The organism is Pseudohaemophilus paraphrohaemolyticus, assembly GCF_003253115.1.
GTDB lineage: Bacteria > Pseudomonadota > Gammaproteobacteria > Enterobacterales > Pasteurellaceae > Haemophilus_A > Haemophilus_A paraphrohaemolyticus_A.
On record NZ_QEQF01000001.1, the window covers coordinates 577328 to 590849 of the forward strand.

Here is a 13522-nt window from a genome sequence, read left to right on the forward strand (position 1 = left end):
AAAGCCCTAGGAAATTATCTACACATTAAAGAATAATGGAATCACCGTTAAAGCAACAATTGCTGCAATAACACCGTAGATAAACATTGGTACTACAGTTTTCTTAATGATTGCACCCTCTTGGTTTTCGATACCTAATACAGAGTTTACTGCTACGATGTTGTTGATACACACCATATTACCCATTGCACCGCCTGCAGATTGTAATGCAAGAACAAGTGAAGCAGAGAGACCTGTAATTTCAGCTGTTGATAATTGTACACTACCGAATGTTAAGTTCGAAACGGTATTTGAACCTGAGAAAAATGCACCTACTGCACCTAAATATGATGCGAAAATTGTCCAATATTCCCCTGTCGCGTGAGCAAAGCTACGACCGATGATTTTCACCATTGACTCATCGCCACCCACTAACATTAAGTTCACCATAATTAACGCGCCGATTAGAGCGATGAATGGGTTACGAACTTGTTTTAAGCTGCTTGAGAAAATACCTTTCACATTGCTTGCAGACATTGAGAACACAGGAATTGCGATTAATACTGTGATTACAAATGGAATCAACGCTGGTACATAAAGTAATTTATAGCTTGCGTTCATACCTGTGCCGAAGATATTTTTCAGGCTGAAAATTAAACCTTCACTGATCTCAAAGTGACCTAATGAACCTAATTGCATACCGACCCATTCAGTCGCATTGTTCATCATTGCTTTGAATGGTAATTGTTTAACACGGGTTAAGATTAAGAAAACAATTAATAAACCTGTTGGTAACAATGCTTTTGCAACTTCTTTACCTGTTACGGCGGTGTTATCTAAAGTATTTTCTACTTTCGCTAAACCAACGCCTTTATTTGCTAAGAAGATTGATAAGAACATACCAATTGCACCACCTACTAATGATGGGAACTCGTAGTTTACTTGAGCAAGTAAGAAATAAGGTGCTACGCAAGCTAATACACTTAAGTAAATGAAAACGATATTTTGACGAATTTCTTTCCAAGTTACGATAAAACTTAACGCAATCACAGGAATGATAAATGCCGCAATTGAGTGAATCGTTGCTGTCATAGAACCAATCTCTAAGATTTTATCTTCTGGAAGGTTCAATGGACCGAAACCGAACCATGTTGGTGTACCTACTGCACCGAATGAAACTGGCACTGAGTTCATAATTAACGCAACAATCGCCACACGAATTGGGTTGAAACCTAAACCCACTAAGATTGGTGCTGCGATGGCTGCTGGTGTACCGAAGCCACTTGCCCCTTCAATCATAAAAGCAAACGCCCAACCGATAATCATCAACTGTGCTACAGGGTTTGGGTTAATGTTACCTAACCATTTACGCAGTGTGTTTGTTACGCCAGACACTTCCGAGAAGCGGTTAAAGAGAATCGCACCAAAAATAACCGTTACAGGCGTTAATACATCCACCACCGCTGATGCAATTTTTGCACTAATAATAGAAACATCCGTTGCAAAGAAGACCAAATGAATAATTAATACTACTGCTGCAATCCAAGGTAAAGCAACATAAGATGGAAGAGCATTACGTTTTACCATTAGGTAAATCAATAATACTATTGGGAAAATACTAAGAAATAGAGCCATAAGGTTCACCTACAAAAAAGAAATATTTTTTTCTGATAGCAATTGCTAATCGGGCTCGATTGTAAACAACTTATTAAATAAAGATAGGATAATGTTACAGTTTTGTGAATTAGATCACGCTTTTTAAGTTTAATTGATTAAAAAATAGAAGAACTATTTTCGAGATAATTCAAAAGAGGTAGCGATTTTTAGCCCAACTACCCAACTAAAATCGTTTAGCGTGCTTTTAGTATAGGTTTAAAATGAAAGTTATTCATAATAAAGAAACGAAATTTTCAACTTGAGTAAAGTGAAAGTTTGTTACAATTCTTATAACAGATTTAAATGACAACAAAGGATTTTTTATGTCTCACCTTTTCCCAAATGCACAACCTCGTATTTCCGCCCCGTTCCGTTTTGATATTGTCGGCAGTTTTTTACGCCCTGAAACGTTAAAACACGCTCGTCAGCAATGTTCTTGTGGTGATATTTCTTGTGCAGATTTAACCCAGGTGGAAGATAGCGAAATTGCCAAACTGGTTGAACACCAAAAAGCGGTAGGCTTACACGCGGTGAGCGATGGCGAATTCCGCCGTACATTCTGGCACTTAGATTTCTTGAGTGCCCTTGATGGTGTAGAAGAAGTAGATGCAGAAAAATTCTCAGTACAATTCAAACATCACAACGTTCGTCCAAAAACCTTAAAAATCGTGGATAAAATTGATTTCTCTGAATCGCATCCATTTGTAGAGCATTTCCGTTCGTTACAAAAATTAGCAGGCGATACCGAAGTAAAATTAACCATTCCTTCGCCATCAATGTTGCATTTAATTACTAACGTACGTGCAACGGATTATGTGGCGATTCCACGTTACGAAAACAACAACCAACAACTTTTAGATGATATTGCAGATGCTTACATCAAGGCAATGCAAATTTTCTACCAATTAGGCTGCCGTAATCTTCAATTAGACGACACAAGCTGGGGCGAATTTTGTGCAGAAGATAAGCGTAAAGCTTACCAAGAGCGAGGTTTCGATTTAGACCAAATCGCTAAAGATTACGTGTATATGGTAAACAAAATCATTGATGCGAAACCTGCTGATCTTGCGATTACGATGCACATTTGTCGCGGTAACTTCCGCTCAACGTGGTTCTCCTCAGGCGGTTATGAGCCTGTGGCAGAAACATTATTCGGCACTTGCCGTGTCGATGGTTTTTTCTTGGAATACGATAGCGACCGCTCGGGCGATTTCAAACCTCTCCGCTTTATTAAAGATCAACAAGTGGTGCTTGGCTTGGTAACTTCAAAAAGTGGCGAACTCGAAAATCGTGATGAAATCATCGCTCGCATTAAAGAGGCAACGCAATATGTGGATATCAATCAACTTTGCTTAAGCCCGCAATGTGGTTTTGCTTCAACCGAGGAAGGAAATATCTTGACCGAAGAACAACAATGGGCGAAACTTGCATTTATTCGAGAGATTGCCCGCGAAGTTTGGGGCGAATAAAAAGAAATAACAACAGATGAAAAACGCACTTCGGTGCGTTTTCTTTTTAAGGTCAAACGATGCAATTAACCCTTCCACCGCTTAGCTTATATATTCATATTCCTTGGTGCGTGCAAAAATGCCCATATTGCGATTTCAACTCCCACGCACAAAAAGGCATTATTCCTGAAGCTGAATATATCGAACACCTACTTGCAGATTTATCGCAAGATTTGACCGCTTACAAAGAGGCTATTGGCGAGAGAAAAATCTATTCCATCTTTATTGGCGGCGGCACGCCAAGCCTATTTTCAGCCGAAGGCATCGGGCATTTATTGAGCGAAATTCAAAAACGCATTCCCTTTGAACAAGGCTTAGAAATTACCCTTGAAGCCAATCCTGGTACGGCAGAAGCAGAGCGTTTTATTGGTTACGCTAAAGCTGGTGTAACTCGCATTTCAATGGGGATTCAAAGTTTCGAGCCAGAAAAATTACTCAAACTTGGGCGAATTCACGACAGCCAAGAGGCGAAACAAGCAGTCAAATTTGCTCAAAATGCTGCAAGTGCAGGCTTAAAAAGTTTTAACATCGATTTAATGCACGGCTTGCCAAACCAATCGGTAAAACAGGCATTGGAAGATTTAAAACAAGGTATTGCGTTAAACCCACCGCATCTTTCTTGGTATCAACTCACCATTGAGCCAAACACAATGTTTTATTATCGCCAGCCAACATTGCCTGATGACGATGAGCTGTGGGATATTTTCGAACAAGGGCATCAGCTTTTAACTGAAGCAGGCTACGAACAATACGAAACCTCTGCTTACTCTAAAAAAGGTTTTCAATGCCAACATAATTTAAACTACTGGCGTTTTGGTGATTACCTTGCCATCGGCTGTGGTGCACACGGTAAAATTAGCTACCCAACGGGCGAAATTTACCGCTTTAGCAAAACCAAACATCCGAAAGGCTATATGCGTGGCGAATACCAATACAGCAAAGAGTTAATCGCCCTTGAAGATCGCCCTTTTGAGTTCTTTATGAACCGCTTCCGCTTACTCGAAGCTGTGCCAAAGGTAGAATTCGAAATGTACACAGGGTTATCGGCAAAAGTGGTTAAACCTACAATGGATTGGGCGTTGGAGCAAAATTACATTACCGAAACCGAAACAGATTGGCAAATTACCCAACACGGCAAGTTGTTCTTAAATGAACTGCTGGAGAAGTTTTTGGATTGATTAGCAAAAAAATTTAAGAAAATAACCGCTTGTGATAAGATACAAGCGGTTTATTTTTACGGAATTTTAACAAAATGAATACCTTAAAAGCAGGCAATTTGGCCCCTCAATTTACCCTTTTAAATAAAAACGAACTCCCTGTTTCTCTCTCTCAATTTGTAGGCAAAAAAGTCCTTGTTTATTTCTACCCAAAAGCCCTCACACCAGGTTGCACCACTCAAGCTTGCGCCTTACGTGATAGCCGCTCAGAACTTAACGCTTTAAACGTTGAAGTACTTGGCATTAGCCCAGATCTTCCGAAAAAATTAGCTCAATTTATTGAGAAAAAAGAGCTGAACTTTACGCTGCTTTCAGATCCAGAACATCAAGTAGCAGAAGCCTTTGGTGTATGGGGCGAGAAAAAATTTATGGGCAAAACCTATAACGGCATTCATCGCATTAGCTTTTTAATCAATGAGCAAGGCGTGATCGAAAAAGTATTTGATAAATTTAAAACTAGCGAACATCATCAAATGGTAATTGATTACCTAAAAGGGGAAAATTATGGGGCATAAAGCTATTTTTTTAGATCGCGACGGTACAATCAATATTGATCACGGTTACGTGCATAAAATCGACCATTTCCAATTTATCGAAGGCGTAGGCAAAGCGTTAAAACAGCTGCAAGATAAAGGCTATTTACTCGTGTTGGTCACAAATCAATCAGGTATTGCACGTGGTTATTTCAGCGAAGAGCAATTTACCCAACTAACTGAATGGATGGATTGGTCGCTTGATGAAGATTATGGCGTGGTGCTTGATGGTATTTATTACTGCCCACATCATCCCGAAGGCAAAGGCGAATATCGTGAAGATTGCGATTGCCGTAAGCCCAAAGCAGGAATGTTCTTCCAAGCGATTAAAGATCTCAACATTGACCCAGCCAAATCGTATATGGTGGGCGATAAATTAGAAGATTTGCTGGCTGCCGAAGCTGCAGGTGTGCAAACTAAAGTACTAGTTAAAACAGGCAAAGAAATTACAGAAACAGGACGAGAAAAAGCGGATTTAGTGCTTGATAGCTTGGTGGATTTGGTGAGATTTGTGAAATAACTTCAAGCGATAAGATTTGCAAAACAATTTGCAGATCTTACCACTGGTGTTTTATTAGGCATAGTAGACAAAATTGTTACTGAAAAGTTATTATATATCAATGCCTTACAAACACAGAAACCGACTCTAAATGCCCTGTATGTGGAAACATATCAATCATGGCAGATTTTTCTAATTTATAGCCCGCTTGAATCAGTTTTTCAGCATCACGAACTAAAGTCGCAGGGTTACAAGAAACATAAACAATGCATTCAGGATTGAGTTCACATAAGTGATCTAAAGCAAATAGTGCGCCGTTACGGGCGGGATCTAATAACACTTTGTTGAACGGTTTATCAGCCCACGGCTGATCGGCAAAGCGTTCATCCAAATTGGTTTGGAAAAATTCAACATTACTTAAGTTGTTTGTTTTGGCGTTCGCTTTTGCTTGATTAACCATTTCTTCGACACCTTCTACACCCACAACATAATTCGCTTTTTGCGCGATCGGTAGCGTGAAATTTCCCATTCCGCAGAAGAGATCTAAAATGCGATCTTGCGGTTGGATATCGAGCCAATTTAAGGCTGTTTCAACCATTTTCTGATTTAATTCACGGTTTACCTGAATAAAATCACGAATCCCGAAATGGAGTGTTAAGCCATTGATTTGATAGTAAGGAAGCTTGCCAAACCAGTGTTCTAGTTGATTCTCTTCCATCATTATAAATAAAGAAAGTTGTTCCTTTTTTGCGAATTGAAGCAGTGTTGTGCGGTTTTTCTCATTCATTTCGCCTAAGTGGCGTAAAAACATTGCAATGCCATTATCAGCAAGCACGAGCTCAATATGCCCAAGCAATTTTTTGTTTTGCCACATCACCACAAGCTGTTGCAGTTTCGGCAGTAAATCGGCAAGTGGTTTCTCTAAAATATCGCAACGTTCAAGCGGTATGATTTGGTTAGAATTTTGTAGCCTAAAGCCCATCACCCACTCATTTTTTTGTTGAGCAATGCTCAATCGAGCTCGGCGGCGGTAGTATTTGTCGCTTCCAACAATCATAGGTTGAAAATCAATAGGTGTGGCTTGCAATTTTTGCAGGCGATGAAATAGTGCTTTTTGCTTTGCCTTGCGTTGCAAGTCAAGGTCGATATGTTGCATTTGGCAACCACCACATTTAGCATAATATTGGCAAAAGGGTGTTTGACGTTTTGCAGATTTTTTCAAAATTTTGACCGCTTTTGCCCGTCCATATTGACGTTTTTCTTCCAGCGTTTGAATTTCTACCTCTTCATCGGGCAAGGCATTTTCAATAAACCAGGTTTTGCCATTGAGTTTTGCCACCCCTAAACCTTGATAATCTAAAGATTGAATTTTTACCGTTTGACGAGCGGTAGATTTTGGCGATATTTTTGCAGAGTTCTTTGCAGTATTAGGAGTATAAAAAAGAGCCATAAAATAGAGTAAATTAGTAATGATAACGACAAGAAGCAATTAAAATTGCTTCATCAGTTACGGCATAAACCAGCCTGTGTTTTTCATCAATTCGACGAGACCAAAAACCACTTAAATTAAACTTCAATGATTCAGGTTTTCCTATACCTTCAAAAGGCGTTCGTTGAATATCTTTGATGAGATTATTGGTGCGTTTTAGTTGTTTTTTGTCAGTTGCTTGCCAATATAAATAATCTTCCCAAGCGGGGGCGGCAAAGGTCAATTTCATTCAATCAATTCCCTCTCTTGCCCTTCATTTTGGCGAAGTTGCTCAATGGCTGAAAGTAAGCGTTGTGCATTGGTAGGTGAACGAAGTAAATAAGCGGTTTCCTCCAGTGAGCGATAATGTGCTAGAGAAATAAGCACACAATCTTCGCCCGTAGTGCGAGTGATTAGCACAGGCTCATAATTTTCCACGACTGAAGTCATTGTTTTGGCTAAAGTTTGACGGGCTTGCGAATAAGAAATAGCTTGCATATAAATTCCTTCAGAAAAGTTGTACAAAAGATTGTACATTTGTCGCTTAGAGAATGCAATATCAGGCTCAGATTACTTTTCTCTGCGTGAATGCAAAGCTTAAATTTGCTAAAATATTGCCTTAATGAATACAGAAAAAGAGGCGAAAATGTTTGTCGTTGGGCAAAGATGGATTAGCGAATCCGAAAATAATTTAGGTTTAGGTCTAGTTTCAAATGTAGATAACCGCACAGTGACTATTCAATTCCCTGCTGCGGAAGATGAGCGAATTTATGCGGTTTCAAATGCACCGCTTACCCGTGTGCAGTTCCAAGTGGGCGATGTGATTACCGCTCAAGAAGGTTGGAAAATGCAGGTGACGCAAGTGATGGATAATCAAGGAGTGGCGTTTTATTTAGGTAAACGAACGGATAATCAAGAAGAAAGCGTTTTGCCTGAAATGTTGCTTGATCACAAAGTCAGTTTTAGCCGCCCGCAAGACCGTCTATTTTCGGCACAGATTGACCGCTCAGATCGTTTTTCGCTCCGCTATCGAGCTTTGCAGCACCAACAAGCACAGTTCCAATCTCCGTTGCGCGGTTTGCGAGGCATTCGAGCCAGTCTGATTCCTCATCAATTGCATATTGCCAAAGAAGTAGGGCAACGTCTCTCTCCACGTGTATTACTTGCTGATGAAGTGGGTTTAGGAAAAACCATCGAAGCAGGGATGATTTTACAACAACAAATTTTTGCAGGTAGAGCGGAACGCGTGTTGGTGCTCTTACCTGAAAGCTTGCAACACCAGTGGCTGGTGGAAATGCTTCGTCGTTTCAACTTGCGTTTTTCGCTGTTTGATGAAGAGCGTTGTGCGGATTTCGACAAAACGGACGAAGATGGCAACGATGCAAGCGAAAATCCGTTTGAGAGTGAATCGATGGTGATTGCTTCCATCGACTGGCTAGAAGCGATGCCAAATCGTGCGAAGCAAGTGCTTGAATGCGATTGGAATATGTTGATTGTTGATGAGGCTCATCACCTTGAGTGGTCAGAAGATGCACCTTCGGTTGCCTATCAATTGGTGGAAAAACTGGCAAAACAGATTCCGTCTGTCTTACTGCTTACCGCAACGCCTGAACAGCTTGGCCAAGAGAGTCATTTTGCTCGCCTCGCTTTGTTAGATTCCGATCGTTTTTACGATTATGCTGCCTTTGAACAGGAACAAAATGCGTATCAACCTGTGGCTGATGCGGTGGCAACTTTGTTGAATGACAAGCTGTTAAGCGATGCGGAGCAGAATGCTATTGCAGAATTGTTGAGCGAAGAAGACACTGAACCGATGTTTAAGATCATCAATAGCAAAAAATCGGCAGAATCTGACCGCTTGCAAGTTCGCCAAGAACTCATTAAAGAGTTGATTGACCGCCACGGCACAAGCCGCGTATTGTTCCGTAATACACGCCAAGGCGTGAAAGGTTTCCCTCGTCGTGAATATTATCAAATTAGCCTTGAATTACCGAACCAATATGCGAATGCGTTAAAAGTGATGAGCACAATGGGCTCGTTACAGATGAGCGAGCGTCTTTACCCAGAGCGTTTGTTCCAACGTTTCAATCCAAATGCACGTTGGACAGAGTTTGATCCGCGTGTGGAATGGTTGATCACTTTCCTGAAAAATCACCACGATGAAAAAATCTTAGTGATTTGTAAACACGCAGAAACGGCAATTGCACTTGAACAAATTTTGCGTGAAAAAGAGGCAATTCGTTCAGCGGTATTCCACGAGAAAATGTCGATTGTGGAACGTGATAAAGCCTCTGCTTACTTTGCACAACAAGAAGATGGGGCACAGGTGCTGATTAGTTCTAGCATTGGCTCGGAAGGGCGAAACTTCCAATTTGCCAGCAATTTAGTGCTATTTGGTTTGCCAGATAACCCTGACTTATTGGAACAAAGTATCGGGCGTTTAGATCGAATCGGTCAGAAAAAAGACATCAAAATTCACGTGCCTTGTTTCGAAAATTCTGCACAATCGGTACTTGCTGATTGGTATCATCAAGGCTTGAATGCTTTTGAAGAAACTTGTCCGATGGGCACGGCACTTTACCGTGAATTTGGTGAAGACTTAGGGACTTATTTCCTCAACTCACAAGCGGACGGATTTTCAGAATTAATTGCAAAAACCAATAAACGCCAAAAAGCCTTGAAAGCTGAACTAGAGCATGGACGCGATCGATTGCTGGAACTTAATTCCAATGGTGGTGAACAAGCACAACAGTTAGGCGAGGAAATTGGTAAGCAAGATAATCAGCCACAATTGGTGAATTTTGCCTTAAATTTGTTTGATGTGATTGGTGTGGAACAAGAGGATTTAGGAGAGCAGAGTATTGTAATCCGCCCAACAGGGCATATGCTGGTACCCGATTTTCCTGGACTTTCGGAAGAGGGGAATACGGTAACTTTCAATCGTCAATTAGCGTTAATGCGTGAAGAGCTTGAATTCTTAACGTGGGATCATCCGATGATCCGTAACGGTATTGATTTGATTACCTCTGGCGATATTGGTAAATCAGCGGTATCGTTGTTGATTAATAAAAATTTGCCAGCGGGCACCTTGTTGCTCGAAACTATTTTTGTGGTGGAAACGCAGGCACCAAAAGGCTTGAATCTTACGCGTTTCTTACCGCCAACACCAATTCGTGTGTTGTTGGATGCGAAGGGTAATAACTTGGCAGCACAAGTGTCATTTAATGGTTTGGAAAAACAACTCAAGCCTGTAAATCGCCAAATCGCAAACCAAATTGTAAAAATGGCACGTCGCAATATTGAAAAATTGATCAGTGTGAGCGAACAAAAAGTGGCGGAACAAGCATCAGACATTATTGCCAAAGCAAAAATTGAAGCGAATAGCAAATTACAAGCTGAATTACACCGCTTAGAAGCATTGAAATCGGTGAATAAAAATATTCGTGATGATGAAATTCAAGCTCTTGAACAGCAATTACAAGAAACGCTTGCACAGCTTGAATTGGCGAATTGGCGATTGGATAGTTTACGTGTGATTGTGAGTAATCAGGAATAATTATGGCTCTTATCGAATACCACCCACCGCTTGAACCTTTTTTAGATGAGGTTTATCGCGACAACCATATTTTAGTAATCAACAAACCGAGCGGATTGCTTTCCGTTCCAGGTAATCGCCCCGAATATTTTGACAGCGCAATGACCCGCGTGCAGAAAAAATATGGCTTTACCGAACCTGCTCATCGTTTGGATATGGCAACAAGCGGTATTTTATTATTTGCATTAAGTAAGGTAGCAGAAAAAGAACTGAAACGTCAATTTCGCGAACGTGAGCCTAAAAAACATTATATTGCGTTATTATGGGGCAAACTAGGCGAGAAAGTAGGTAATACGGGCGAGATGAATTTCCCGCTAATTTGCGACTGGGAAAATCGCCCACGTCAAAAAATTTGCTACGAGCATGGCAAAAAAGCGATTACCCATTACGAAGTGTTGGAATATTTACCGAACAATACCACGAGAGTAAAACTTACCCCAATTACAGGACGTTCTCACCAGCTACGTGTACACTCTTTGGCGCTGGGACATCCCATTCTAGGCGATAAATTCTATGCTAATCCATTAGCCAAAAGCCTTGCTCCAAGGCTTTGCTTACACGCCGAAAGTTTAACGATTACTCACCCAATAACGGGCGAGAGAATGACGTTTACGGCAGAGGCTGAGTTTTAAACAAAAGTGATTGTGAGCTAGTGCCTTATAATACAAGGCTTTAATCCCATTTTAAACTCAACCATTCAAAAGCATGATAAGAAAAATAATCTTCAGTTTCGACATGATCAGCAACCGTTTTATGCATCTGCCATATAATTTCGAAAAACTGGATAATATAAAGGCAAGTAAGATTTCTCTACTTGCCTTTATTTTTTTAATCTCTATAATAGCAACCCTTATGTTCGCAAGAGCATAATCCAATGGGGGTGTTATTGGTTCCTCGCAACGGTGTTCAGCTTACTTGGTCAGGTTCGGAAGAAAGCAGCCTGGGTTGAAATTTCTGTGTGCCGAGGGGTGCTGGTAACACCCCCACCTTTTTTTCTATTTACCTGCCTCTTTTTTCTCTTCTTTTGGTAAACGATATAACTGATGTTTATACAAATAGCTTGGCAGCAAGGCTTGAGCTAATGCATCTTTTTTCTCTTCCTCATCAACGGCTTTCGGAATCAGTTTTTCGTTGGCTTTATCGTATGTAAAGCTCTCAATAGGCGTATTTGGACGCATTACAATCACATCATTATTCGCTTTCATGACAGCTTGTGTCGCATCATATTGCATAATTGCACGATTTGGCTCAACATTTTGGGTTAAGTCATAGCCCATCATTGGGTTTTCGCTGCTAATTCCCGCTACAGACAGCAGAGTTGCCGGCATATCAAGTTGGCTGACTAAACGGCTATCACGTTTTGGCTCGATATGATTACCGAGCAATAATGCTGGGATATGGAAGTGACGAATCGGTACTAAATCATCGCCTGTTGCACGCGAGTCGTGGTCAGCAATAATTAAGAAGATGGTGTCATTCCAATAATTCGATTTTTTCGCTAACTCGAAGAAATGCCCAATCGCATAATCAGCATATTTTGCGGCATTATTACGTGTTTGTTTTGGTTGTTCATACAGTTCAATTTTGCCATCTGGGAACTCAAACGGATCGTGGTTGCTTGAGCTAAACACAAGGCTAAAGAAAGGTTTGCCTTCATTGTGTAATTGGGTAAAAGTCTCGTTTGCTTTGTCGAATAAGTCTTCATCGCTTACGCCCCAAGTCGCTTTAAATTTGGGATTAGCGTAATCATTTTCATCAATAATACGGGTGAAACCATTGCCGTAGAAAAAACTTGCCATATTGTCGAAATGTTTTTCCCCTCCATAAATGAACGAGGTATCGTAACCTTGACGACGCAATAATTCTGCAATACTAAAGAAGTTATTTTGACTTTTCGTGAGTTTCACAACTGCACGGGCTGGTGTTGGCAAGAAACCGGTGGTTGTTGCTTCAATGCCACGCACAGAACGCGTACCCGTTGCATATAGGTTTTCAAACAACCATCCCTGTTCGGCTAATTTATCTAAGTTTGGAGTTAATGGTTTACCGCCAAGCGTGCCAACAAATTGTGCACCAAGGCTCTCTTGAAGCAATATTACGATATTTTTCGGTTTACCTGTGTAACTTGCTTGGTTGTAAGTCAGTGTTGGAATTTCGCTTGAAATGTAATCTGAATCTGGACGACCACGCAATTTTTTCACACGTTCGAACATTTCTTCATCCGACATTTTGCCATATTGCTCCGCTGATTTTTCTTCATCTTTCAGTTGTTGCACCGCATAAAGCACTGAGTAGCCAGAGTTTAATACAAGAGAGTTTACGAGTGGATCGCTTGAAAATGCCACCATAGCGGGGTTAATCCCACGGTGAGCAAAACTTGAGCGCCCCCCAACAAACACCAATGCCGCTACAAGTAAGGCAACAAGCGGTCGAATTTTCCAACTCATTTGTAAACTACGGGCGGAAACCTTTTTCACCGCCCAACCTGCTAATTTCCAATAGGTAAAAATCGCCAGTGCCATCACCACAAGGCTAATAATCACCGTGGTTAAATGCCCGTGAATAAGCATCGTAAACACTTCTTTTGGATAAGTCAGATATTCAATAAACAGGCGGTTCGGACGCAAGTCAAAGGTTTCAATAAAATTCGGCGTCGATACTTCCATAAAGAGAATGAATACGGAACCCGCGGTGAGCCAAATACGTAAAATCGCTTGCCAAATTTTGCCAATGGCATTGTTATTGAACAGTAGCACACTGAATAAAGCAGGCAAACCAAATAGCCAACAAAGGGCGGATACATCAATCCGCAAGCCTTGCAACATCAGTTGTGACCAGCCATCTACTGCATTCACCCGTTCAGCTTGCCATAAGCCAAGAGCAAGGCGGGAAAGTGAGAGTAGAATTAAGTTAATGATAACAAAAAATAAAATAGGAAAGAGAACGGAACGTCCTTTTCTTGGAGTTGATTGCTTCATAGCAATTCCTTATATGAAATGAAAATCCATCGCATTTTATGCTATTCATTTTATAAATAACAGTAGCCCGCGAAAATAAAAGCCGTTTG

11 protein-coding genes and 1 other RNA gene are annotated in these 13522 nt (G+C 40.8%); 7 read left to right on the plus strand and 5 right to left on the minus strand.

Annotated elements, in window-relative coordinates; translation table 11 throughout:
- Nucleotides 1–18: 18 nt before the first annotated feature.
- The gene (locus DPV92_RS02505; protein WP_111353513.1) at nucleotides 19–1614 is read right to left on the minus strand and encodes a lactate permease LctP family transporter; all 1596 of its coding nucleotides are present in this window, start codon (nucleotides 1612–1614) and stop codon (nucleotides 19–21) included.
- A 344-nt stretch (nucleotides 1615–1958) separates the two neighbouring features.
- Here DPV92_RS02505 and DPV92_RS02510 point away from each other — a divergent pair, with 344 nt between their 5' ends.
- From DPV92_RS02510 to gmhB, 4 genes are all read left to right on the plus strand, one after another.
- The gene (locus DPV92_RS02510; RefSeq protein WP_111353514.1) at nucleotides 1959–3104 is read left to right on the plus strand and encodes a 5-methyltetrahydropteroyltriglutamate--homocysteine S-methyltransferase; all 1146 of its coding nucleotides are present in this window, start codon (nucleotides 1959–1961) and stop codon (nucleotides 3102–3104) included.
- Between the two features lie 59 nt (nucleotides 3105–3163).
- A complete protein-coding gene (gene hemW, locus DPV92_RS02515; RefSeq protein ID WP_111353515.1) occupies nucleotides 3164–4321 on the plus strand; it encodes a radical SAM family heme chaperone HemW in 1158 nt (385 codons plus the stop codon).
- A 74-nt stretch (nucleotides 4322–4395) separates the two neighbouring features.
- On the plus strand, nucleotides 4396–4875 hold the full coding sequence (gene bcp, locus DPV92_RS02520) for a thioredoxin-dependent thiol peroxidase (RefSeq protein ID WP_111353516.1): 480 nt from the start codon (nucleotides 4396–4398) through the stop codon (nucleotides 4873–4875).
- Nucleotides 4865–5413 (plus strand): D-glycero-beta-D-manno-heptose 1,7-bisphosphate 7-phosphatase, encoded by a 549-nt coding sequence (gmhB, locus tag DPV92_RS02525; protein ID WP_111353517.1) that lies wholly within the window; start codon nucleotides 4865–4867, stop codon nucleotides 5411–5413. The genes bcp and gmhB overlap by 11 nt, the downstream gene beginning before the upstream one ends.
- Before the next feature lie 97 nt (nucleotides 5414–5510).
- Here gmhB and rlmD read toward each other — a convergent pair whose 3' ends face one another.
- From rlmD to yefM, 3 genes are read right to left on the minus strand one after another with little or no spacing between them, the layout of a single operon-like run.
- Complete coding sequence (gene rlmD / locus DPV92_RS02530) at nucleotides 5511–6842, minus strand: 23S rRNA (uracil(1939)-C(5))-methyltransferase RlmD (RefSeq protein ID WP_111353583.1); 1332 nt, start codon at nucleotides 6840–6842, stop codon at nucleotides 5511–5513.
- A 13-nt stretch (nucleotides 6843–6855) separates the two neighbouring features.
- Nucleotides 6856–7110: a Txe/YoeB family addiction module toxin gene (locus tag DPV92_RS02535; RefSeq protein WP_111353518.1), complete on the minus strand. Its 255-nt coding sequence runs from the start codon at nucleotides 7108–7110 to the stop codon at nucleotides 6856–6858.
- Nucleotides 7107–7358: a YoeB-YefM toxin-antitoxin system antitoxin YefM gene (yefM, locus tag DPV92_RS02540; protein WP_111353519.1), complete on the minus strand. Its 252-nt coding sequence runs from the start codon at nucleotides 7356–7358 to the stop codon at nucleotides 7107–7109. Before yefM ends, DPV92_RS02535 begins: the two co-directional genes overlap by 4 nt.
- 148 nt (nucleotides 7359–7506) lie before the next feature.
- Here yefM and rapA point away from each other — a divergent pair, with 148 nt between their 5' ends.
- The 3 genes from rapA to ffs all read left to right on the plus strand — a co-directional run bounded on the left by rapA (nucleotide 7507) and on the right by ffs (nucleotide 11436).
- Nucleotides 7507–10416, plus strand: coding sequence for an RNA polymerase-associated protein RapA (gene rapA / locus DPV92_RS02545; protein WP_111353520.1), 2910 nt, complete (start codon nucleotides 7507–7509; stop codon nucleotides 10414–10416).
- 2 nt (nucleotides 10417–10418) lie between these two features.
- Nucleotides 10419–11087: a bifunctional tRNA pseudouridine(32) synthase/23S rRNA pseudouridine(746) synthase RluA gene (gene rluA, locus DPV92_RS02550; protein WP_111353521.1), complete on the plus strand. Its 669-nt coding sequence runs from the start codon at nucleotides 10419–10421 to the stop codon at nucleotides 11085–11087.
- A gap of 251 nt (nucleotides 11088–11338) precedes the next feature.
- Nucleotides 11339–11436: signal recognition particle sRNA small type (gene ffs, locus DPV92_RS02555), an RNA gene on the plus strand.
- Between the two features lie 14 nt (nucleotides 11437–11450).
- Here ffs and DPV92_RS02560 read toward each other — a convergent pair.
- Entirely contained in the window at nucleotides 11451–13433 is a 1983-nt protein-coding gene (locus DPV92_RS02560; RefSeq protein WP_111353522.1) for an LTA synthase family protein, read from the minus strand.
- Between the last annotated feature and the right edge of the window lie 89 nt (nucleotides 13434–13522).

What these genes read in the sequence shown, in the direction of transcription:
- DPV92_RS02510 (WP_111353514.1), top strand. Translation starts at nt 1,959, where the DNA reads ATGTCTCACCTTTTCCCAAATGCACAACCTCGTATTTCCGCCCCGTTC.
- bcp (WP_111353516.1), top strand. Translation starts at nt 4,396, where the DNA reads ATGAATACCTTAAAAGCAGGCAATTTGGCCCCTCAATTTACCCTTTTA.
- rapA (WP_111353520.1), top strand. Translation starts at nt 7,507, where the DNA reads ATGTTTGTCGTTGGGCAAAGATGGATTAGCGAATCCGAAAATAATTTA.
- DPV92_RS02535 (WP_111353518.1), bottom strand. Translation starts at nt 7,110, where the DNA reads ATGAAATTGACCTTTGCCGCCCCCGCTTGGGAAGATTATTTATATTGG.
- rlmD (WP_111353583.1), bottom strand. Translation starts at nt 6,842, where the DNA reads ATGGCTCTTTTTTATACTCCTAATACTGCAAAGAACTCTGCAAAAATA.
- rluA (WP_111353521.1), top strand. Translation starts at nt 10,419, where the DNA reads ATGGCTCTTATCGAATACCACCCACCGCTTGAACCTTTTTTAGATGAG.
- hemW (WP_111353515.1), top strand. Translation starts at nt 3,164, where the DNA reads ATGCAATTAACCCTTCCACCGCTTAGCTTATATATTCATATTCCTTGG.
- yefM (WP_111353519.1), bottom strand. Translation starts at nt 7,358, where the DNA reads ATGCAAGCTATTTCTTATTCGCAAGCCCGTCAAACTTTAGCCAAAACA.
- DPV92_RS02505 (WP_111353513.1), bottom strand. Translation starts at nt 1,614, where the DNA reads ATGGCTCTATTTCTTAGTATTTTCCCAATAGTATTATTGATTTACCTA.
- DPV92_RS02560 (WP_111353522.1), bottom strand. Translation starts at nt 13,433, where the DNA reads ATGAAGCAATCAACTCCAAGAAAAGGACGTTCCGTTCTCTTTCCTATT.
- gmhB (WP_111353517.1), top strand. Translation starts at nt 4,865, where the DNA reads ATGGGGCATAAAGCTATTTTTTTAGATCGCGACGGTACAATCAATATT.